Here is a 21,284-nt window from a genome sequence, read left to right as displayed (position 1 = left end):
AGGCCGCAAAGGTCGATCTCTGAGGGAAAACAAGACAGCCGTGGAAAGGGAGGTCCGCAATGTCTGACGCAACCTATCAGGGGGGGATCCATCCGGTGGATGAGATCCTTCCCGCCCCCAAGCTGTTCACGCTTGGGTTCCAGCATGTGCTGGTCATGTATGCGGGGGCCATTGCGGTTCCCCTGATCGTCGGGCGGGCGCTGAACCTGCCCCCCGAGGAAGTGGCGTTCCTGATTTCCGCCGACCTGTTCGTCTGCGGCATCGTGTCCATCATCCAGAGCCTGGGCGCGACTCAGTATTTCGGGATCAAGCTGCCCGTGATGATGGGCGTGACCTTCGCTTCGGTCGGCCCGATGGTCGCGGTCGCGACATCCTTGCCCGGCCATGAAGGCGCCCGCGCCCTGTTCGGCGCGATCATCGCGGCGGGCATCATCGGCATCTTCATCGCGCCCTTCATTTCCAGGATGTTGCGGTTCTTTCCGCCGGTCGTCACCGGCACGCTGATCCTGACCATCGGCATCAGCCTGATGCCCATCGGGATCAACTGGATCTTCGGCCTTCAGGTCGGTCCGACCGCCCCCAAGATCGTGGACCCCGAGGCCGCGGCCTGGCTGGAAGCGGCCCGCGCGGCCGGCGAGGTGCCGGCGAGCGTCACGTTGGCGCCGACGGTGCAGAACCCGCTTTATGCGGCGGGGCAGAACATCATGATCGCGATCCTTGTGCTGGGCACGATCCTGCTGGTGTCGAAATTCGCGCGCGGCTTCCTGTCCAACATCGCGGTGCTGGTCGGCATCGTCGTGGGCGGCGTCGTGGCCGCGATGCTGGGCATGATGAACTTCGACAAGGTCGGCGCGGCGGAATGGTTCGCAGTGATCAAGCCCTTCCATTTCGGGATGCCGACGTTCGACCCGATCATGATCGCCACCATGGTGCTGGTCATGCTGGTCACGCTGATCGAATCCACCGGCATGTTCCTGGCGCTGTCCGACATCTGCAAGAAGCCGATGGAGCAGAAATCCCTGGCCGCAGGGCTGCGCGCCGACGGACTGGGCACCGTGATCGGGGGCATCTTCAACACCTTCCCCTATACCTCGTTCTCGCAGAACGTCGGCCTGGTGGGCGTCACCGGCATCCGGTCGCGCTTCGTCTGCGTGGCGGGCGGCGTGATCATGATCGTGCTGGGCCTGATCCCGAAGATGGGCGCCCTGGTCGAAAGTCTGCCCACCACCGTCCTGGGCGGCGCGGGCCTGGTGATGTTCGGCATGGTCGCCGCGACCGGCGTGCGGATCCTGTCGCGGGTCGATTTCGCGAACAACCGGCACAACCTGTTCATCGTCGCGATTTCCGTGGGCATGGGGATGATCCCGCTGGTCGCGCCGAACTTCAACCAGTGGATGCCGCACGCGATCCATCCGCTGATCCATTCCGGCATCCTGCTGGCGGCGATCACGGCGGTGCTGCTGAACTGGTTCTACAACGGCGCGGCCCATGTGGACGAGGAAGAGTTGCGGGCGGCGGGTCATGTCGCGGACCACTAGGACGCTGTTCAAGGGCGCCGAGGTCGTCGTCACCATGGACGACACCCGGCGCGAGATCCGGGGCGGCGATGTCCTGGTCGAGAATGGAAAGATCGTCGCGGCGGGTGAAAACCTGCCGCGCGATGGTGCCGAAATCGTCAATGCTGCCGGCTGCGTGATCACGCCGGGCCTGGTCAACACCCATCACCACCTGTTCCAGACCCTGACCCGCGCGGTGCCCGCAGCCCAGGACGCGGCGCTGTTCGGCTGGTTGCGGACGCTTTATCCCATCTGGTCGCGCATGACGCCGGACGACATCAGCCTGTCGGCCGAGGTCGGGCTTGCGGAACTGGCGCTGTCGGGATGCACCTGTTCGTCCGACCACCTTTACCTGTTTCCGAACGGATCGCGCCTGGACGACAGCATCGAGGCCGCCGGGAAGGTCGGCATCCGCTTCACCGCCACACGCGGGGCCATGTCCATCGGCGAAAGCAAGGGCGGCCTGCCGCCCGATGCCCTGGTCGAGGACGAGGCCGCGATCCTGCGCGACAGCGAACGCGTGGTAGGCGCCTTCCACGACGGGTCCGAGGGTTCGATGGTGCAGGTGGCGCTTGCGCCCTGTTCGCCCTTCTCGGTCAGCCGGGAACTGATGCGGGACGCGGCGATCCTGGCGCGCGAGAAGGGCGTGCGCCTGCACACCCACCTGGCCGAGAATGACGAGGATGTCCACTATTCGCTGGACAATTTCGGGATGCTGCCGGGCGATTATGCCGAAAGCCTGGGCTGGACCGGCGACGATGTCTGGCACGCCCATTGCGTCAAGCTGTCCGCGCCCGAGATCGACCTGTTTGCCCGCACCGGCACGGGGGTCGCGCATTGCCCCTGTTCCAACGCGCGGCTGGCCAGCGGCATTGCGCCCGTCCGGGCCATGCGCGACGCGGGCGTTCCGGTGGGTCTTGGCGTCGATGGATCGGCCAGCAACGATTGCAGCCATTTGGGGCTGGAAGCGCGGCAGGCCATGCTGGTCGCGCGGCTGAACGATGGCCCCGCCGCGATGGGCGCGCGCGAGGCATTGGAGATCGCCACGCTTGGCGGCGCGCGTGTTCTTGGCCGCAGCGACATTGGCGCTCTGACGCCGGGGATGCAGGCCGATCTGGTCCTGTGGGACGTGTCGGACCTGCCGCTGGCGGGGCAGTGGGATCCGGTGGCAGCGCTGGTCTTCTGCGCGCCGATCAGGCCGCGTGCGGTCTATGTCGGGGGCAGGGCGGTCGTCGATGATCACCGTTTGCTGACCGTTGATCCGCGCGATCTGCGGGCGCGTGCCGAAAGGGCCGTGGCACGCCTGGCGGACTAGGCCGGGGGGCTGTCTGCCCCCCACGCGCTTCGCGCTCCCCCCGAGGATATTTGCGCCAAAGTGAACGGCGGATTTTCTACGAAATCTTAAGACTACCTTGCTTATGGTCCCTCTCGTGCGGATGCGAAGGGATCGGTTATTCAAGAAAACAGCGATAATGAGGGAGGGCGACGATGCCTGGATACCTGACCACCCATGTGCTGGACACGGCGCGCGGCCGCCCGGCCGAGGGGATGGAGGTGGTGCTGTTCCGTCTTGAGAACGGCCAGCGGACCGAACTTGCACGATTGAAGACCAACCACGACGGCCGCACCGACAGCCAGATCCTGCCTGCGGCGGATTTCGCCACCGGCACCTATGAGCTGGAATTCCACGCGGGCGCCTGGATGGACGCGACCGGGATCGAACCCGAAAGCCCGCGTTTCCTGGACGTGATCCCGATCCGCTTCGGCATGTCGCAGGACGACCATTACCATGTGCCGCTGCTGGTTTCGCCCTTCGGTTATTCCACCTATCGGGGAAGCTGATCCATGCTGCACCTGATCCCCGACCAGACGATCATCTGGGAATGGCTGGCCTTCGCGATCCGCTGGACGCATGTCATCACCGCCATCGCCTGGATCGGATCGTCCTTCTATTTCATCGCCCTCGACCTGGGGCTGCAAAAGGTTCCCGGCCTGCCCAAGGGCGCGCATGGCGAGGAATGGCAGGTCCATGGCGGCGGCTTCTATCACATCAACAAGTACCTGGTTGCGCCAGAGCGGATGCCCGAGCATCTGACCTGGTTCAAATGGGAAAGCTACGCCACCTGGCTGTCGGGCGCGGCGCTGTTGATGGTCACCTATTGGGCGGGCGCCAACCTGTATCTGATCGACACGGCCAAGGCCGACCTGGCGACCTGGCAGGCGATCCTGATCTCGGCCGGGTCGCTGGCGCTGGGATGGCTGATCTATGACACGCTGTGCAAGTCGCGCCTGGGCGAGACGCCCACGATCCTGATGCTGCTGCTGTTCGTCGCGCTTGTCGTGATGGGCTGGGGCTATAACGAGATCTTCACCGGCCGCGCGGCGCTGCTGCACCTGGGCGCCTTCACCGCGACGATCATGACGGCAAACGTGTTCTTCATCATCATGCCGAACCAGCGGATCGTGGTGGCGGACCTCAAGGCCGGGCGGGCGCCCGATCCGAAATACGGCAAGATCGCCAAGCTGCGTTCGACGCATAACAACTATCTGACGCTGCCGGTCATCTTCCTGATGCTGTCGAACCATTATCCGCTGGCCTTCGCCAGCCAGTACAACTGGCTGATCGCGGCGCTGATCTTCCTGATGGGCGTGACCATCCGGCATTTCTTCAACACCATGCATGCCCGCCGGGGATACCAGTGGTGGACCTGGGCCGTGACGGCGGTGCTGTTCATCATGGTGATGTGGCTGTCATCGGCCGGCCTGAACCAGGACAGCCTGGAACAGGCCGAGGCCCGGCCCCTGACCCCGGTCGAGGCCCGCTTTGCCGAGGCCGAAGGCTTCGGGCAGGTCAGCGACGCCGTGCTGGGCCGCTGTTCCATGTGCCATGCGCGCGAACCCGGATACGAGGGCATCCGCCACGCGCCCAAGGGGGTCTTCCTGGAAACCCCCGGCGACATCGCCAAGCACGCGCGAGAGATCTATGTCCAGGCCGGGCTGACCGACGCGATGCCGCCCGCCAATGTCACCTATATGGAGCCGCAGGAGCGCGAGCAGATCATCCGCTGGTTCCGCGCGGCAGGCGGCGCAAGCCTGGCCGGGATGTAGGGCAACCGCGCCTTTCGTGCGCAAAAGCGGCCGCGGCGATCCAGCCGCGGCTGTTTTCTTTTCTCAGCGGTCGAAGATCTTCTTCAATTCCCGCACCGCGAAATCCGCGAACATCCGCACCTTCGGGTCCTGCAACCGCCGATGCGGGGTCAGGCAGCCGAATTGCGACGGCAGCGGGCGGTTCTGGGGCAAGACCTCGACCAGGCGGCCCGCCTTGATGTCGGCGGCCACTTCGTACAGCGGCCGGTTCGCGATGCCTTCGCCCCCACGCGCCCAGGTTGTCAGCACGTCCCCGTCATCCGTGTCGAAACGGCCCGAAACCATCATCTTCTGCGGGCCGTCCTCGGTCTGCAGGACCCAGTAGAATTCGGGGCTGCGCGGATAGCGCAGCAGCAGGCAGTTGTGATCGACCAGATCCTCGGGGGCCTTCGGAGTGCCGTTCTGGGCCAGGTATTCGGGCGAGGCGACCAGCACGCGCGGGCAATCCGCGATCTTGCGCCATTTCAGCGCCGAATCGGCAGGTTCGCCCAGGAAGAAGGCCAGGTCGATGGCGTCCTCGACGATGTTGACGTTGCGGTCCGACAGCCTCAGCCGGAACTCGACGCCAGGGTTTTCCTTGCAGAAGGGCGGGATCAGCGGCGCGATCAGCCGCCGCCCCAGGCCCAGGGGCGCGGTCAGGCGGATCACCCCCTGCGGGCGGCCCGAGAAGCTGGACACAAGCGCCTCGGCCTCGTCCAGGGTGTCGATCACGCGGCGGGCGTTGTCATAGAAGGCGCGCCCGATCTCGGTCGGGGTCAGCTTGCGGGTGGTGCGGTTCAGCAGCCGCACGCCGAACCGGTTCTCCAGATCCTTGATGCGATTCGAGGCGACTGCCGGCGAAAGCCGCAGATCCCGCCCGCCCGACGTGATCGAGCCGAGTTCGACCACACGAACGAAGACGCGCAGGCTTTCAAGATAGGACATGGGTGATAGGCCGTTTTCAAGGAATCGTGTAAAGTCTTCCGGGTCGGGACAGATTTCGCAACCCTTATTTTCCGCCTAGGTTTTCCCATGGTCCACAGCCACGAAGGAACGCCATGACCCCCGCCTTGCGCTTTATGCTGAACGATCAGGCAGTTGAACTGACAGCCGTCGGCGCCTCGGACACGCTGCTGGACTTCCTGCGCATCAACCGCCGCCTGACCGGCACCAAGGAGGGCTGCGCCGAAGGCGATTGCGGCGCCTGCACGGTGCTGGTGGGCCGCCTGACCGACGACGGGCTGATCTATGAACCCGTGAATGCCTGCATCCGCTTCCTGGCGTCCTGCCACGGCTGCCATGTCGTCACGATCGAACATCTGCGCGGGCCGGACGGCGGGCTGCACCCGATCCAGGCCGCGATGGTGGAACATCACGGCAGCCAGTGCGGCTTCTGCACGCCGGGCATCGTGATTGCGCTGTATGGCTTGTGGATGACCAATCCGGGCGCCACGGCCACCGATATCGAGGTCGCGCTGCAGGGCAATATCTGCCGCTGCACGGGATACGAGCCGATCATCAAGGCCGCGCTTGCCGCCGGCCGCGCGGGCGGACAGGCATCCGACGCCCTGGCGGTGGAACGGGAACTGGTGACCGCGAAGCTGCGCGACATGCGAGGCGAGAGGGTCGAGCTGTCCAAGGGTGGCGAACGCGCCATCATTCCCGCTGATGTGGATGACCTTGCCGCCGTGCTGGAGGCCGAGCCGAAGGCCACGATCATCGCGGGCGCGACCGATGTGGGCCTGTGGGTCACGAAATTCATGCGCGACATTTCCCCGGCGGTGTTCATCGGCCATCTGATGAAATCGAAGCGCGTCGAGAGCGAGGAGATCCGCCTGGGCGCGGGCGTCACCTATTCCGAAGCCGCGCCGCTGATCCGTCAGCACATCCCCGCCGCCCATGATTACTGGCTGCGCATCGGCGGCTGGCAGGTGCGCAACATGGGCACCATCGGCGCCAATATCGCCAACGGCTCGCCCATCGGCGACACGCCGCCCCTGCTGATCGCGCTGGGCGCGCGGATCGTGCTGCGCAAGGGCGCGGCGCGGCGCGAACTGCCGTTGGAGGATTTCTTCATCGAATACGGGCGTCAGGACCGCGCGCCGGGCGAGTTCGTGGAAGAAGTCATCATCCCGACCCGCCCGCAGGCGAAGATCGCCGCCTACAAGATCAGCAAGCGCCGCGACAGCGACATCACCGCCGTGGCTGCGGGTTTCTGCCTGACCGTTGAGAGTGGCACCATCACCGACGCGCGCATCTGCTTTGGCGGCATGGCGGGCACGCCCAAGCGCGCCGCCGGGGCCGAGGCCGCGCTGACCGGCCAACCCTTCGCCCGCGAAGCCTTCGAGGCCGCCGCCCGCGCCGTGGCGGACGATTTCCAGCCCTTGTCCGACTGGCGCGCCAGCGCCGATTATCGCCGCACCGTGGCCGCCAACCTGTTCCGCCGCTTCTGGCTGGAACAGTCGGAACCGGGCCTGCCGGTGCGCCTGCATGAAGCCGTTGGAGCATGACATGAAAGACGATCTCATCATTCGCGGCCAGGCGCACCAGGACACGATCCACGACAGCGCCATCAAGCATGTCACCGGCCGCGCGGATTACACCGACGATCTGGCCGAACCCTATGGGCTTCTGCACGCCTATCTGGGCCTGTCGCAATGCGCCCATGGCAAGATCACCGGCATGGATTTTTCCGAAACGCTGGCGCATCCCGGCGTGGTGGGCGTGCTGACCGCCAAGGACATTCCCGGCGTCAACGACGTCTCCCCCAACGGCAAGAACGACGACCCGATCTTCGCCGAGGAGGAGGTCCTGTTCTGGGGCCAGCCGATCTTTGCCGTGATCGCGGAAACCCGCGACCAGGCCCGGCGCGCGGCGCACAAGGCGCGCATCACCTATGACGTGCTGCCCCATGCGCTTGACCCGATGGCCGCGAAGGACGCGGGCATGGGCTATGTCACCGATCCCCTGACGCTGCGCCGGGGCGATGCCGACGCGGGCATGGCCGCCGCACCCCGCCGCATCAAGGGCCGCTTCAACATCGGCGGACAGGACCATTTCTATCTGGAAGGCCAGATCGCCATGGCCGTGCCGGGCGAGGACGAGGACGTCACGATCAACGTCTCGACCCAGCACCCGTCCGAGGTTCAGCACATGGTGGCCCATGTCCTGGGCTGCCAGAACAACGCGGTCGTGGTGAACGTGCGCCGGATGGGCGGGGGCTTCGGCGGCAAGGAAACACAGATGAACCTGTTTTCCTGCGTCGCGGCCATCGCCGCGAAACGCTGGAACCGCGCCGTCAAGATCCGCCCCGACCGCGACGACGACATGACCGCCACCGGCAAGCGCCACGATTTCGTGGTGGATTACGAGGTGGGCTTCGACGACGACGGCCGCATCCGCGCCGTGCAGGGCGACTGGTATGCCCGCTGCGGCTTTTCGGCGGATCTGTCGGGGCCGGTCACCGATCGCGCGCTGTTCCATTGCGACAACGCCTATTACTATCCCGATGTGCGCGTCAGCAGCCATCCGATGAAGACCAACACCGTCAGCAACACCGCCTTTCGCGGCTTTGGCGGGCCGCAGGGCGTGATCGTGGCCGAGCGCATGATCGAGGAGATCGCCTATGCCCTGGGCCGCGACCCGCTGGAGATCCGCAAGGCGAACCTGTACCGGAACGGCCAGCTGACCCCCTATCACCAGGAGGTCACCGACCAGATCCTGCCCCGCATCTTCGAGGAGCTGGAGGCTTCCAGCGACTATCACGCCCGCCGCCAGGCCGTGCTGGACTGGAACGCCAAGGGTGGCGTGATCCGCAAGGGGATCGCGCTGACCCCGGTCAAGTTCGGCATCAGCTTCACCGCGACCTGGTTCAACCAGGCGGGCGCGCTGATCCATGTCTATAACGACGGGTCCATCGCGCTGAACCATGGCGGTTGCGAGATGGGGCAGGGCCTGAACACCAAGGTCGCCCAGGTCGTGGCCGAGGCCTTCCAGTGCGACATCACCTGCATCAAGATCACCCGCACGACGACGGAAAAGGTGCCCAACACCTCGGCCACGGCGGCGTCCTCGGGGACGGACCTGAACGGCATGGCGGCGCTTGACGCAGCGGAACAGATCAAGGCCCGGCTGGTCGAATTCGTCGCCGAACGCTGGCAGCAGCCGCGCGAAGACGTCCAGTTCGTCCCCGGCCATATCCGTGCGGGCGACCACCTGATCCCCTGGAACGAAGTGATCGCCGCGGCCTATATGGCGCGGATCCACCTGTCGGCGGCGGGCTTCTACAAGACGCCCAAGATCCATTGGGACCGTTCGACCGGGCGGGGGCGGCCGTTCTATTATTACGCCTATGGCGCCTCGGTGTCCGAGGTGTCGGTCGATACACTGACCGGCGAATATGTCATCGACCGGACCGATGTGATCCACGATGTGGGCCGTTCCCTGAACCCGGCGCTGGACAAGGGCCAGGTCGAGGGCGCCTTCGTGCAGGGCGCGGGCTGGCTGACCACGGAGGAACTGTGGTGGGACGACAAGGGCCGGCTGCGGACCCACGCGCCCTCCACCTACAAGGTACCGCTGGCATCCGACCGGCCGCGCGTCTTCAACGTGCGTCTGGCCGACTGGTCGGAAAACGCCGAACGCAGCATCAAGCGGTCCAAGGCTGTGGGCGAGCCGCCTTTCATGCTGGGCATCAGCGTCTTCGAGGCGATCAACATGGCCGTTGCCTCCTTCAGCGACTATCGCGAACACCCGCGCCTGGACGCCCCCGCCACGCCCGAGCGCGTGCTGATGGCGATCGAGAAGCTGCGGGGATGATCCGCGTCCGGGTCATCCAGGCCCTGGGGTCCACCCCGCGCGACGCGGGGGCCGAGATGTTCGTCGGCCCCGATCGCGTGGACGGCACCATCGGCGGCGGCCAGCTTGAATACATGGCCATCGACCGCGCCCGCGCCATGCTGGCATCGGGCGAGTCCGAGGCGCGCATGGACATCCCCCTGGGCCCCGAGATCGGGCAATGCTGCGGGGGCAGGGTGGTCCTGCAACTGGACCGCCAGGGTCCCACGCCCGAGGATCACCCGGATGTGCTGGTCTTCGGCGCGGGCCATGTCGGCCGTGCCCTGGCCCTGGCGCTGCAACCGCTGCCGGTCAAGGCGCTTCTGATCGACAGCCGTCCCGAGGAACTGGCCCAGGCCGCCCCTGGGATCGAGACCCGCCTGACCCCGCTGCCCGAGGCCGAGATCCGCGCGGCCCGCCCCGGCAGCGCCGTGGTGATCCTGACCCATGACCACGCGCTGGATTTCCTGCTGGCGGCCGAGGCGCTGTCGCGCGACGACCTGTCCTATGTCGGCATGATTGGCAGCGCCACCAAGCGCGCGCAGTTCAGCCGCTTTGCCCGCGAACGGGGCCTCGACCCCGCGCCCCTGGTCTGCCCCATCGGCGCGGGCTTCACCCATGACAAGCGCCCGGCGGTCATCGCCGCCTTCACCGCCGCCGAACTGATCGCGCGGCTGACCGCAGCTTCTTCGTTGAAAAAATACCCATGCAACAGCTGATCCGGGGCCGCGTCCTTGGCTTCCATGCCGACCCCAACGACACCCAGGACAACCACCGCTACCTCGAGGACGGCGCCATCCTGGTCGAGGATGGCCGCATCCTGGCCGTGGGCGATTACGCCGACCTTGCCCGCGAAGGCCTGGCCGAGATCGACCACCGCCCGCATCTGGTCATGCCGGGCTTCATCGACACGCATATCCATTTCCCGCAGCTGCAGGTGATCGCCAGCTGGGGCGCGCAGCTTCTGGACTGGCTGAACACCTATACCTTCCCCGAGGAAGCGCGCTTTCGCCAGCAGGGCCACGCCCCCGCGATGGCCGAGGCCTTCCTGGACCTGCTGACCGACCACGGCACCACCACCGCCGTGGCCTTCTGTTCCGTCCACAAGCAATCCGCCGAGGCGCTGTTTTCCGCAGCCCATGCCCGCAACATGGCGATGGTCGCGGGCAAGGTGATGATGGACCGCAACGCCCCGCCCGAGGTTCTGGACACGCCCCGGCAGGGATACGACGACAGCAAGGCCCTGATCGAAAGCTGGCACGGCAAGGGGCGGCAGCGTTACGCGATCACGCCGCGCTTCGCCATCACCTCGACCCCCGAGCAGATGGAGATGGCGGGGACGCTGGCGCGCGAACATCCCGATTGCCACGTCCAGACCCACCTGTCGGAAAACAGGGACGAGATCGACTTCACGCTGAGCCTTTATCCCCAGGCGCGCGACTATCTGGACATCTACGAAAGCTACGGCCTGCTTTCGGACAAGCTGCTTCTGGGCCATTCGATCCACCTGCGCCCGCGAGAGATCGCGCGCATGGCCGAAACCGGCAGCCGGGCGGTGTTCTGCCCGACCTCGAACCTCTTCCTCGGCTCGGGCCTGTTCGACGAGGCCGGGCTGCGCGCGGCGGGCGTGGTCAGCGGCATCGCCACCGATGTGGGCGGCGGGACCAGCTATTCGATGCTGCAGACCCTGAACGAGGGCTACAAGATCCTGCAGCTGCGCGGGCAGAAGCTGACGCCCTTGTCGGCCTTTCACTGGATCACGCGCGGCAATGCCCTGGCCCTGGGCATGGCGGACCAGATCGGCACGCTGGAGCCGGGCAGCATGGCGGATCTGGTGGTGCTGGACGCCCGCGCCACGCCTGCGATGGCGCTGCGCATGGACCGGGCCGAAACGCTGGAACAGGAACTTTTCATCTTGCAGATCATGGGCGACGACCGCAGCATCTGCCAAACCTATGTCGCGGGTAAGCCGATGAAGAAACATAGTTAATGCCGTGGCGTCGCGCCAATAATCCGTGATCGTCGGGAACTTCTGCACCGATTTCCGAATTTTATGCGCAGATACGCAGCAAATACGGAAATGGAGATCACGATGAAAACCCTTCTGACCATGACCGCCGTAGCGACCCTTGCAGCTGGTGCCACCTTTGCCGAAACGACCATTGTCCAGACCCAGCCTTCGACCACGGTGACCCAGGTCGAAAGCGATCCGAACACCACCGGCGGCGGCGCGCTGGGCGGTGCGGCGACCGGCGCAGTCGCTGGCGCTGCGGTGGGCGGCCCGGTTGGTGCGGCCATCGGAGGGGTCGCCGGGGCGGTCATGGGCGACGTCAGCGAGGACGCGCTGACCCCCGAAACCCGCACCTATATCATGGAAAACCGCACCGAATCCGTGGTTCTGGACGGCGACCTTGCCGTCGGCACCGTTGTGCCGGAAACGGCGGCGATCCAGACAGTGCCGAACTCGAACGTGCAATACGTCTATGTCAACGACCGCCCGGTGGTCGTCGAGCCCGAGACCCGCAAGGTCATCTATATCTACGAATAAGCGTCGGGGCCTGGCCCTGATTGCAGGCCGGTCCTTCGGGGCCGGCCTTTTCATCTGTGTGGGCTTTTCTGATCCTGCCGGGCAGGTTATCCCTTGCAGAACAAAGACCGGCCGCAAGGGACAGCGTCATGACCAAGATCACCCCCGTCCTGATGGCCGGCGGATCGGGAACCCGGCTGTGGCCCGTGTCCCGGCAAAGCTTTCCCAAGCAGTTCGCGCCCTTGATGGGGGACGAGACGCTGTTCCAGGCCTCGGCCCGCAGGCTGTCGGGGCCGGATTTCGCCGATCCCATTGTCATGACAAACGCGGACTTCCGCTTCATCGTGGCCGAGCAGCTGGACCAGATCGGCATCCATCCCGGCGCCATCGTGATCGAGCCGTCGGGCCGCAACACCGCCCCGGCGATCCTGGTGGCCGCGCTGATGGTGGCCGCGAAAGACCCCGAAGGGCTGTTGCTGGTGGCGCCTTCGGATCATGTGATCCCCGACAGCGCGGCCTTCGCGCGTGCGGTTCGACAGGGCGTCGGTCCCGCGTCCGAGGACCGGATCGTCACCTTCGGCATCACCCCCGACCGTCCCGAAACCGGCTATGGCTATCTGGAACTGGCGGGGCAGGGCGACGGCCCGCAGCCCCTTGCGCGCTTTGTGGAAAAGCCCGACATGACCACGGCGGCGCAGATGCTGGCGCAGGGCAATTTCCTGTGGAACGCCGGGATCTTCCTGTTCCGCGCCGATACCATGATCGACGCCTTCCGCGCCCATGCGCCGGAATACATGTCCCCCGTGCTGACCGCCCTGGACGAGGCCAGGGACGACATCGGCTTCCTGCGCCTGGCAAGGGACCCCTGGGACAGCCTGCCCGACCAGTCCATCGACTATGCGGTGATGGAAAAGGCCCCGAACCTGACCGTGGTGCGCTTTTCCGACCGCTGGTCGGATCTTGGCGGTTGGGACGCCGTCTGGCGCGAGGCGCTGCTGGAAACGCCCGCCGAGAATGGGGTGGTGACGGACGATCATTCGACTGCCATCGACTGCCATGACGTGCTGCTGCGGTCGGATGGCAGCGATGTGCAGGTGGTGGCGATCGGCCTGAAGGATGTGATGGTGGTCGCGACATCAGATGCGGTCCTGGTGGCCGACAAGAGCCGTGCGCAGGACGTCCGCCATGCCGTCAGCGCCCTGAAGGCCAAGGGCTGCAAGCAGGCCACGGCCTTTCCGCGCGACCACCGTCCCTGGGGCTGGTTCGAGACGCTGGCCCTGGCCGACCGTTTCCAGGTCAAGCGCATCGTGGTGAAGCCCGGCGCATCGCTGTCGCTGCAAAGCCATGTCCATCGGTCGGAACACTGGATCGTGGTCAGCGGCACCGCGCGCGTTACCGTGGACGACAAGGTGACGCTTGTGACGGAAAACCAGTCGATCTATGTGCCGCTGGGCGCCGTCCACCGAATGGAAAACCCGGGCAAGGTGCCCATGGTCCTGATCGAGGTCCAGACCGGCAGCTATCTGGGCGAGGACGACATCGTCCGGTACGAGGATGTCTATGCCCGCGACAGCGCGGAGTGACTGAAAAGCCGGGGGCGCTTCGCCCCCCGGACCCCCCGAGGATATTTGATCCAGAATGAAGGGGATATGCCGCGCGTTCATAATCTTCTGTAGGATTATGAATTTGCCGTCGCCAGCCTGCGTCGTTATACCTGCCCCTTCCTGGCAAGGGTGAAACGATGACCGGCAGACTTCCCCAATCCCCCGCCTTTGCGGCGCTTGATCGTGCCGCGGCCGAACGGATCCTGATCCTTGACGGGGCGATGGGCACGCAGATCCAGCAACTTCGGCTGGGTGAGGATGACTATACCGGCCGCGGGTCGGGCCATGTCTGCCGTCACCATTCGGACCACCCGCAGCAGGGCAACAACGACCTTCTGGTGCTGACCCAGCCCCAGGCGGTGGAGGAGATCCATTACCGCTATGCCATGGCGGGCGCGGATATCGTGGAAACGAACACCTTTTCCGCCACGACCATCGCCCAGGCCGATTACGGGATGCAGGATGCCGTCCACGACCTGAATGTCGAAGGCGCGCGGATCGTGCGCCGGGCGCTGGACCGCGCCACCGCGCAGGACGGGCGACCCCGTTTCGTCGCGGGCGCCATCGGGCCGACCAACCGCACGGCTTCCATCAGCCCCGACGTGAACAACCCCGGCTATCGCGCCGTCACCTTCGACGACCTGCGCGTTGCCTATCTGCAGCAGGCGCGCGGCCTGATCGAGGGCGGGGCCGACATCCTGCTGATCGAGACGATCTTCGACACGCTGAACGCCAAGGCCGCGATCTTCGCCTGCATTCAGGCGATGGAGGCGCATGGGCAGGCCTTGCCGCTGATGATCTCGGGCACGATCACCGATGCTTCGGGGCGCACGCTGTCGGGCCAGACGCCGACCGCCTTCTGGCACTCGGTCCGGCATGCCCGGCCCTGGTCGGTGGGGCTGAACTGCGCGCTTGGCGCATCCGCCATGCGGCCGCATCTGGCGGAACTGGCTGGCGTCGCGGAAACCAACATCTGCGCCTATCCCAACGCCGGGCTGCCCAATGCCTTTGGCCAGTATGACGAAGGCCCGCAGGACACCGCCGTGCAGGTCGCCGAATTCGCCCGCGAGGGGCTGGTCAACGTCGTCGGCGGCTGCTGCGGCACCACGCCCGACCATATCCGCGCCATCGCCGAGGCGGTCGCCCAATTCACCCCCCGAAAGGTGCCCGAATATGCTTGACCGTCACTTGCGCCTGTCGGGGCTGGAACCCTTTGTCCTGACACCCGACATTCCCTTCGTGAACATCGGCGAACGCACCAACGTCACCGGATCCGCCCGTTTCCGCAAGCTGATCACCAACCGCGATTACGCGGCAGCCTTGGAAGTCGCGCGCGATCAGGTGGAAAACGGCGCGCAGATCATCGACATCAACATGGACGAAGGCCTGATCGATTCGAAGGCCGCCATGGTCGAGTTCCTGAACCTGCTGGCCGCCGAACCCGACATCGCCCGTGTTCCCGTGATGATCGACAGTTCCAAATGGGAGGTGATCGAGGCGGGCCTGCAATGCGTGCAGGGCAAGCCGGTCGTGAACTCGATCTCCATGAAGGAGGGCGAGGAGCAGTTCCGCCAGCAGGCCCGCCTGTGCCTGGCCTATGGCGCGGCGGTCGTGGTCATGGCCTTCGACGAACAGGGCCAGGCCGATACCTGCGCCCGCAAGATCGAGATCTGCGCCCGCGCCTACAAGATCCTGACCGAGGAAGTCGGCTTCCCGCCCGAGGACATCATCTTCGACCCCAACATCTTCGCCGTGGCGACGGGGATCGAGGAGCATAACAACTATGGCGTCGATTTCATCGAGGCCACGCGCTGGATCCGCCGGAACCTGCCGCACGCCCATGTCTCGGGCGGGGTGTCGAACCTGTCCTTCAGCTTCCGCGGCAACGAGCCGGTGCGTGAGGCGATGCACGCCGTGTTCCTGTATCACGCCATCCAGGCGGGCATGGACATGGGCATCGTCAATGCAGGCCAGCTGGCCGTCTATGACCAGATCGACGCCGACCTGCGCGAGGCCTGCGAGGACGTGGTCCTGAACCGCCGATCCGACGCGACCGAACGCCTGCTGGACATCGCCGAACGCTTCAAGGGCGAAGGCGGGGCAAAGGCGCGGGAGAAGGATCTGTCCTGGCGCGAATGGTCGGTCGAAAAGCGGCTGGAACATGCGCTGGTGAACGGCATCACCGAATATATCGAGGCCGATACCGAGGAAGCGCGGCAGCAGGCCGAACGCCCGCTGCATGTCATCGAAGGCCCGCTGATGGCCGGGATGAACGTGGTGGGCGACCTGTTCGGCGCGGGCAAGATGTTCCTGCCCCAGGTCGTGAAATCGGCCCGCGTGATGAAGCAGGCCGTGGCCGTCCTGCTGCCCCATATGGAGGCCGAAAAGGCCGCCAACGGGGGCGGCGGCGAACGGCAGGCCGCGGGCAAGATCCTGATGGCGACGGTCAAGGGCGATGTCCACGACATCGGCAAGAACATCGTCGGCGTCGTGCTGGCCTGCAACAATTACGAGGTCATCGACCTGGGCGTGATGGTCCCCGCGCAGAAGATCCTGGAGGTCGCGCGCGAACAGAACGTCGATGTGATCGGGCTGTCGGGCCTGATCACGCCCAGCTTGGATGAGATGGTCCATGTAGCATCCGAGATGGAGCGCGAGGGCTTTCAGGTGCCGCTGCTGATCGGCGGGGCCACGACCTCGAAGATCCACACGGCGGTCAAGATCGCGCCGCGCTATCACCAAGGCCCGGCGGTCTATGTGACCGATGCCAGCCGCGCGGTGGGGGTCGTGTCGTCGCTGCTGTCGCCTTCGCAGCAGGCGGATTACGTCGATGCGATCCGCGCCGAATACCTGGACGTGGCCGAACGCCACGAACGGGCCGAGGCCGCCAAGCAGCGCCTGCCGCTGGCTGCCGCGCGGGCCAATGCGCTGAAGGTGGATTGGTCCGCCTATCGGGCCACCGCCCCGCAGTTCACCGGCACCCGGATCATCGACGACTGGGATCTGGCGGACATCGCGCGATACATCGACTGGACGCCGTTCTTCCAGACCTGGGAGTTGAAGGGCGTCTATCCCCGCATCCTCGAGGATGAAAAACAGGGCGAGGCCGCCCGCGCCCTGTTCGCCGAGGCGAAGGAGATGCTGGCCCGGATCATCGAGGGCAGGTGGTTCAACCCGCGCGCCGTGGTGGGCTTCTGGCCCGCCAACGCGGTGGGCGACGACATCCGCCTGTTCACCGGCGAGGACCGGCAACAGCCGCTTGCCACGCTGCATACCCTGCGCCAGCAGGTGACAAAGCGCGGCGACCGCCCGAACGTGGCGCTGTCGGATTTCGTGGCGCCCGAAGGCCGGCCCGATTACGTCGGCGGCTTCGTCGTCACCGCCGGTCCCGAGGAATCCGAGATCGCCGCCCGCTATGAACGCGCGAACGACGATTATGCCGCGATCATGGTCAAGGCCCTTGCCGACCGCATTGCCGAGGCCATGGCCGAGATGCTGCACGAACGCGTCCGCAAGGAATTGTGGGGATACGGCGCCGATGAAACCTTCACGCCGCAGGATCTGATCGGCGAACCCTACAAGGGCATCCGTCCCGCGCCCGGCTATCCGGCGCAGCCGGACCATACGGAAAAGCTGACGCTGTTCCGCCTGCTGGACGCAGAAAACGCCACCGGCGTGCGGCTGACCGAAAGCATGGCGATGTGGCCGGGATCGTCGGTATCCGGCCTCTATATCGGCCATCCCGACAGCTATTACTTCGGCGTGGCGAAGATCGAGGAAGACCAGGCCCGCGACTATGCCGCGCGCAAGGGCATGGATCTGGCCGAGGTCGAACGCTGGCTGGCCCCGATCCTGAACTATACTCCGCGCAAGAAAGACGAGGCCGCGTAAGCCTCGTCCCTTCTTCGTTGCCGAAATACCCCAGGGGGCGCGGGGGACTGGTCCCCCGCTTCTTCGCCTAGAACCCGGCCTTGATCTTCTCGAACTCGGCCAGTTGCTTTTCCCGCTGCGCCGGGTCGTTCGGGGTCTGCGCCAGGATCGGGGCATCGACCTCGGACAGGCCTTCCTTCACCGCGGGTTCCTCCGCGATGGTCGCCATCGCCTCGGTCGAGGTATGGCCGTATCCGATCGTGTCCAGCAGCGCCTTGCCCGCCGAAGGCTCCAGCCAGGCGTTGATGAAGTCATAGGCCTTTTCCTCGTTGCCCGGCCCGTCCTTCAGGTTGATGTATCCGCAGAAGAAGGTGGACGACCCTTCCTTCGGCGCCCGCTGGAAGGCGACGGGATAGTTGTCGTTCTGCAGATAGACCACGCCGTCGTTCCACGACCAGGCGATGTCCACCGCGCCGGACGCCATCAACTGCGCCTGTTCCGACGGATCAGCCCAATAGGCCGCGACGTTCTGATGCGCCTGGCGCAGCCAGTCGGCGGCGGCCTGGAACTGTTCGTCGGTCACGTTGGTCCAATCGGTCGTGCCCGTCGCCAGATAGCCGAGCGCCCAGACATCGTCCGAGGAATCCGGCAGCGAGGTGCGGCCCTGGTATTTCGGATCGACAAAAACCTGCAGCGTGGACACGTCCTCGGCCGGGACCGTCTCGGGGTTATAGGCGATGGCCGTTGCGCCCCAGTCGGTCGGGATGTACCAGATGCCCTCGTCGTCCTTGAAGACCTCGGAATCCAGGAATTGCGGGTCGATCTTGTCGAAGTTCGGGATCTTCGAGGTGTCCCAGGGCTCGATCAGGCCCGCGTCGCGATACTTGCTGACCATCTGGCTGCAGGGATGGGCCACGTCGGCCTTGAAGCCCGATGCGATCTTCTGGAAGGCCTCGTCATCGTCGCCATAGAAGGCATAGGTCGGGCTGTCGCCGTGCTTGTCGATATAGGCCTGGAAGATCGACGGTTCCTCGAAGCCCGCCCAGTCGAAGACGGTCAGTTCCGGGTCCGCCGCCAGGGCCGGCAGGGCTGTGGCAGAGACAAGGGCGGTGGTGATCAGCAAGCGCATGATTTCGGGCCTTCCTGTTGGGCGGTTTGATCCGAACGCTAGCGGCGGCATAACCGTCGCGCAAGGGCATCGCGCGCCGGTCAAGGACCGTTGATCAGCGCATCCGCAACGCGCCGTCCAGGCGGATCACCTCGCCGTTCAGATAGCCGTTCTGAACGATATGCGCGGCCATGCGGGCGAATTCCTGCGGATCGCCCAAGCGGGCGGGAAAGGTCACCTCGGCCGCCAGGCCGTCCTGCACGTCCTGCGGCAACCCGCGCAGCATCGGCGTGGCGAAGATGCCCGGCGCAATGGCGCAGACGCGGATGTTCAGCCCGGCCAGATCGCGCGCCAGCGGCAGGGTCATGCCGGCGATCCCCGCCTTGGACGCGGCATAGGCGGCCTGGCCCTTCTGCCCGTCGAAGGCCGCGACCGATGCCGTGTTCACGATCACGCCGTTTTCCGCGCGCCCGTTCCGGGCCATCTCGGCCGCCGCCAGTCGCAGCACGTTGAAGCTGCCGATCAGGTTCACCTCGATCACGCGGCGAAAGGCGTCCAGGTCATGCGGCCCGTTCCGTCCCACGGTCTTTTCGCCGATCACGACGCCCGCGCAGTTCACGCAGATGTCGATCCCGCCCATGATCCGCACGGCCTGCGCGATGGCCGCAGCCGCGCTGTCGGCGGATGTCACATCGGCCTGCAGATGGTGCGCATCATCGCTTGCCGCGCGGTCCAGGACGACGACCTGCGCGCCTTGTTCGCGGAAATGCGCGGCTGTCGCGGCGCCCAGGCCCGAAGCGCCGCCGGTGACGATGGCGCGGCAATTTCCCAGGTCCATGGTCCCTCCCTACCTGTCCAGCAATTCCGGCCCACCGGTGATCGCCGGGTCGGGGACCCCGATGGCGTCCGCGTCCTTGCCCGCGAAATCGACCGCGTTCAGGATCGTCTGGATCGCGGCAAGCCGCGCCCGGCGCTTGTCGTCGGACAGGATGACCGTCCAGGGCGCAATGGGGGAATGCGACCGGTTCAGCGTGTCGCGGATGGCATGGGTATAGTCGTCCCATTTCGCCAGGCCCTCCACGTCGATCCGGGACAGCTTCCACTGTTTCAGCGGGTCGGCCTCTCGGTCCAGGAAGCGGCGCAGCTGTTCGGCGCGGCCCACGTCCAGCCACAGCTTGACCAGGATGATGCCGTCATCGACCAGCATCTGTTCAAAATCGGGAAGCTGGCGAAAGAAGGCGTTGCGCTGATGCTCGGTCGAGAAGCCAAAGACGCGCTCGACGATGCCGCGGTTGTACCAGCTGCGGTCGAACAGCGCGATTTCGCCCTTGGCGGGCAGCCAATCGACATAGCGCTGGAAATACCACTGTCCCGCCTCGCGCTCGGTCGGCGTGGGCAGGGCGACGATGGCGGCGGAACGGGGGTTCAGGTTTTCCCGCGTGCGTTCGATCGTGCCGCCCTTGCCGGCGGCGTCGCGGCCTTCGAACAGGACGACCAGCCGCTTGCCGGTCGCCGCCACATCATGCATCAGCCGCACCAGTTGCAGTTGCAGCCGGTCCATCTGCGCCTCGTAGGACTTCTTGTCCATCTCGGCGCGATAGGGATAGGCCAGATCCAGGACCTGATCCTTGGCGGCATTCTCCAGGGCTTTCCTGATGTCCCTGGGCGCGGCCTTCAGCGCCTCGGTGATCTTGCCGACCAGGGGCAGGTCCGGGATCTCCGCCATGTCTTATCCTTCGCCGATGCGGGACAGGTCGTATTCGGTCGTCTGATAGATCTCGTTGATCCAGTTACCGTAAAGCAGATGGGCATGGCTGCGCCAGCGGTTCGAGGGCGCCCGCGCCGGATCGTCGTCGGGGTAATAGTTCAAGGGCACGTTGATCGGCTTTCCGGCCTCGACGTCGCGGTCGTATTCCTCCTTGAGGGTCGTGCTGTCATACTCGAAATGATTGAAGATATACAGCGCCCTATGGCCCGGATCCTCCAGCAGGCAAGGGCCGCACTGGTCGCTGGCCAGTAGCGTGCGCAGGGCGGGGCGGGCGTCAACGTCCGCCTGCCGGATCTCCGTCCAGCGGCTGACGGGCACCAGCACGTCGTCGGAAAAGCCCCGCAGATAGGGCGAGGCCGGGGCCAAGTTGCGGTGGCGGAAGCAGCCGAAGGCCTTGTGGTCCAAGGCATGCTTTTCCAGCCTGTGGAAATGCCAGGCCATCGCCATGCCGCCCCAGCAGACGCCGAAGGTCGAATGGACATGGCTTTGCGTCCAGTCGAAGACGCGGGTCAGTTCGTCCCAATAGGTCACATCCTCGAAGGGCAGCAGTTCCACCGGGGCGCCGGTGATGACAAGGCCGTCGAACTTCTCGCCCGTGGCCTCGACCTCGCGGAAGGGGCGATAAAAGCTTTCCATGTGGTCGGCCGCCGTGTTGCGGCTTTCGTGGTCCGACATGCGGATCAACTGGAAGTCGATCTGCAGGGGCGTGGCGCCGATCAGCCGGGCGAACTGGTTTTCCGTCTGGATCTTCTTGGGCATCAGGTTCAGAAGCCCGATCCGCAGCGGCCGGATGTCCTGCGTCGCGGCCCGGCCCGGAGACATGACCATCACGCCTTCGTCCGACAGGATGCGATAGGCGGGCAGGTTCTCGTTCAGGGTGATGGGCATG

17 protein-coding genes are annotated in these 21,284 nt (G+C 65.7%); 12 read left to right on the top strand and 5 right to left on the bottom strand.

Annotated features, from left to right (window positions below; genetic code table 11):
- Positions 1-59 precede the first annotated feature (59 nt).
- The 4 genes from CK944_RS15780 to CK944_RS15765 all read left to right on the top strand — a co-directional run bounded on the left by CK944_RS15780 (position 60) and on the right by CK944_RS15765 (position 4,664).
- Positions 60-1,538, top strand: a complete 1,479-nt coding sequence (locus tag CK944_RS15780; RefSeq protein ID WP_103174034.1) for a nucleobase:cation symporter-2 family protein — start codon at positions 60-62, stop codon at positions 1,536-1,538.
- Complete coding sequence (locus CK944_RS15775) at positions 1,522-2,871, top strand: 8-oxoguanine deaminase (protein WP_103174033.1); 1,350 nt, start codon at positions 1,522-1,524, stop codon at positions 2,869-2,871. The genes CK944_RS15780 and CK944_RS15775 overlap by 17 nt, the downstream gene beginning before the upstream one ends.
- 173 nt (positions 2,872-3,044) lie before the next feature.
- Entirely contained in the window at positions 3,045-3,398 is a 354-nt protein-coding gene (uraH, locus tag CK944_RS15770; RefSeq protein ID WP_103174032.1) for a hydroxyisourate hydrolase, read from the top strand.
- 3 nt (positions 3,399-3,401) lie between these two features.
- Positions 3,402-4,664 carry a urate hydroxylase PuuD gene (locus CK944_RS15765; protein ID WP_370463842.1) on the top strand — a complete coding sequence of 421 codons (1,263 nt, stop codon included), beginning with the start codon at positions 3,402-3,404 and terminating at the stop codon, positions 4,662-4,664.
- A gap of 63 nt (positions 4,665-4,727) precedes the next feature.
- On the opposite strand, the gene CK944_RS15760 is transcribed toward CK944_RS15765, so the two are convergent.
- Positions 4,728-5,627: a LysR family transcriptional regulator gene (locus CK944_RS15760; RefSeq protein ID WP_103174031.1), complete on the bottom strand. Its 900-nt coding sequence runs from the start codon at positions 5,625-5,627 to the stop codon at positions 4,728-4,730.
- Positions 5,628-5,740: 113 nt separating this feature from the next.
- Here CK944_RS15760 and xdhA point away from each other — a divergent pair, with 113 nt between their 5' ends.
- The 8 genes from xdhA to metH all read left to right on the top strand — a co-directional run bounded on the left by xdhA (position 5,741) and on the right by metH (position 17,540).
- Positions 5,741-7,192 (top strand): xanthine dehydrogenase small subunit, encoded by a 1,452-nt coding sequence (xdhA, locus tag CK944_RS15755; RefSeq protein ID WP_103174030.1) that lies wholly within the window; start codon positions 5,741-5,743, stop codon positions 7,190-7,192.
- Between the two features lies 1 nt (position 7,193).
- Positions 7,194-9,500 (top strand): xanthine dehydrogenase molybdopterin binding subunit, encoded by a 2,307-nt coding sequence (gene xdhB, locus CK944_RS15750; RefSeq protein ID WP_103174029.1) that lies wholly within the window; start codon positions 7,194-7,196, stop codon positions 9,498-9,500.
- On the top strand, positions 9,497-10,237 hold the full coding sequence (gene xdhC / locus CK944_RS15745) for a xanthine dehydrogenase accessory protein XdhC (protein ID WP_103174028.1): 741 nt from the start codon (positions 9,497-9,499) through the stop codon (positions 10,235-10,237). Before xdhB ends, xdhC begins: the two co-directional genes overlap by 4 nt.
- The gene (gene guaD, locus CK944_RS15740; protein WP_103174027.1) at positions 10,225-11,508 is read left to right on the top strand and encodes a guanine deaminase; all 1,284 of its coding nucleotides are present in this window, start codon (positions 10,225-10,227) and stop codon (positions 11,506-11,508) included. The genes xdhC and guaD overlap by 13 nt, the downstream gene beginning before the upstream one ends.
- A 102-nt stretch (positions 11,509-11,610) precedes the next feature.
- A complete protein-coding gene (locus CK944_RS15735) occupies positions 11,611-12,066 on the top strand; it encodes a DUF1236 domain-containing protein (protein WP_158248025.1) in 456 nt (151 codons plus the stop codon).
- Positions 12,067-12,194: 128 nt separating this feature from the next.
- Complete coding sequence (locus CK944_RS15730; RefSeq protein WP_103174025.1) at positions 12,195-13,628, top strand: mannose-1-phosphate guanylyltransferase/mannose-6-phosphate isomerase; 1,434 nt, start codon at positions 12,195-12,197, stop codon at positions 13,626-13,628.
- Between the two features lie 158 nt (positions 13,629-13,786).
- On the top strand, positions 13,787-14,830 hold the full coding sequence (locus CK944_RS15725) for a homocysteine S-methyltransferase family protein (protein WP_103174024.1): 1,044 nt from the start codon (positions 13,787-13,789) through the stop codon (positions 14,828-14,830).
- Positions 14,823-17,540 carry a methionine synthase gene (gene metH, locus CK944_RS15720; protein WP_103174023.1) on the top strand — a complete coding sequence of 906 codons (2,718 nt, stop codon included), beginning with the start codon at positions 14,823-14,825 and terminating at the stop codon, positions 17,538-17,540. The genes CK944_RS15725 and metH overlap by 8 nt, the downstream gene beginning before the upstream one ends.
- A gap of 67 nt (positions 17,541-17,607) precedes the next feature.
- On the opposite strand, the gene CK944_RS15715 is transcribed toward metH, so the two are convergent.
- From CK944_RS15715 to metA, 4 genes are all read right to left on the bottom strand, one after another.
- Positions 17,608-18,648 (bottom strand): PotD/PotF family extracellular solute-binding protein, encoded by a 1,041-nt coding sequence (locus CK944_RS15715; RefSeq protein WP_103174022.1) that lies wholly within the window; start codon positions 18,646-18,648, stop codon positions 17,608-17,610.
- A 94-nt stretch (positions 18,649-18,742) separates the two neighbouring features.
- Positions 18,743-19,465 carry an SDR family NAD(P)-dependent oxidoreductase gene (locus tag CK944_RS15710; protein ID WP_103174021.1) on the bottom strand — a complete coding sequence of 241 codons (723 nt, stop codon included), beginning with the start codon at positions 19,463-19,465 and terminating at the stop codon, positions 18,743-18,745.
- A 9-nt stretch (positions 19,466-19,474) separates the two neighbouring features.
- A complete protein-coding gene (gene ppk2 / locus CK944_RS15705) occupies positions 19,475-20,353 on the bottom strand; it encodes a polyphosphate kinase 2 (protein ID WP_103174020.1) in 879 nt (292 codons plus the stop codon).
- Between the two features lie 3 nt (positions 20,354-20,356).
- Positions 20,357-21,283, bottom strand: a complete 927-nt coding sequence (gene metA / locus CK944_RS15700; protein WP_103174019.1) for a homoserine O-succinyltransferase — start codon at positions 21,281-21,283, stop codon at positions 20,357-20,359.
- Between the last annotated feature and the right edge of the window lies 1 nt (position 21,284).

Source organism: Paracoccus sp. SY (genome assembly GCF_002901215.1).
Lineage (GTDB): Bacteria > Pseudomonadota > Alphaproteobacteria > Rhodobacterales > Rhodobacteraceae > Paracoccus > Paracoccus acridae.
The sequence above is the reverse complement of the archived record's forward strand: the minus strand, read 5'-3'. Positions and strand labels throughout refer to the sequence as shown.

Bases quoted from the DNA above. Each gene is read 5' to 3' on its own strand.
- CK944_RS15725 (WP_103174024.1), top strand. From the start codon at position 13,787: ATGACCGGCAGACTTCCCCAATCCCCCGCCTTTGCGGCGCTTGATCGT.
- xdhC (WP_103174028.1), top strand. From the start codon at position 9,497: ATGATCCGCGTCCGGGTCATCCAGGCCCTGGGGTCCACCCCGCGCGAC.
- CK944_RS15715 (WP_103174022.1), bottom strand. From the start codon at position 18,648: ATGCGCTTGCTGATCACCACCGCCCTTGTCTCTGCCACAGCCCTGCCG.
- CK944_RS15730 (WP_103174025.1), top strand. From the start codon at position 12,195: ATGACCAAGATCACCCCCGTCCTGATGGCCGGCGGATCGGGAACCCGG.
- CK944_RS15775 (WP_103174033.1), top strand. From the start codon at position 1,522: ATGTCGCGGACCACTAGGACGCTGTTCAAGGGCGCCGAGGTCGTCGTC.
- uraH (WP_103174032.1), top strand. From the start codon at position 3,045: ATGCCTGGATACCTGACCACCCATGTGCTGGACACGGCGCGCGGCCGC.
- guaD (WP_103174027.1), top strand. From the start codon at position 10,225: ATGCAACAGCTGATCCGGGGCCGCGTCCTTGGCTTCCATGCCGACCCC.
- xdhA (WP_103174030.1), top strand. From the start codon at position 5,741: ATGACCCCCGCCTTGCGCTTTATGCTGAACGATCAGGCAGTTGAACTG.
- CK944_RS15780 (WP_103174034.1), top strand. From the start codon at position 60: ATGTCTGACGCAACCTATCAGGGGGGGATCCATCCGGTGGATGAGATC.
- metH (WP_103174023.1), top strand. From the start codon at position 14,823: ATGCTTGACCGTCACTTGCGCCTGTCGGGGCTGGAACCCTTTGTCCTG.
- ppk2 (WP_103174020.1), bottom strand. From the start codon at position 20,353: ATGGCGGAGATCCCGGACCTGCCCCTGGTCGGCAAGATCACCGAGGCG.
- xdhB (WP_103174029.1), top strand. From the start codon at position 7,194: ATGAAAGACGATCTCATCATTCGCGGCCAGGCGCACCAGGACACGATC.
- CK944_RS15760 (WP_103174031.1), bottom strand. From the start codon at position 5,627: ATGTCCTATCTTGAAAGCCTGCGCGTCTTCGTTCGTGTGGTCGAACTC.
- metA (WP_103174019.1), bottom strand. From the start codon at position 21,283: ATGCCCATCACCCTGAACGAGAACCTGCCCGCCTATCGCATCCTGTCG.
- CK944_RS15710 (WP_103174021.1), bottom strand. From the start codon at position 19,465: ATGGACCTGGGAAATTGCCGCGCCATCGTCACCGGCGGCGCTTCGGGC.
- CK944_RS15735 (WP_158248025.1), top strand. From the start codon at position 11,611: ATGAAAACCCTTCTGACCATGACCGCCGTAGCGACCCTTGCAGCTGGT.
- CK944_RS15765 (WP_370463842.1), top strand. From the start codon at position 3,402: ATGCTGCACCTGATCCCCGACCAGACGATCATCTGGGAATGGCTGGCC.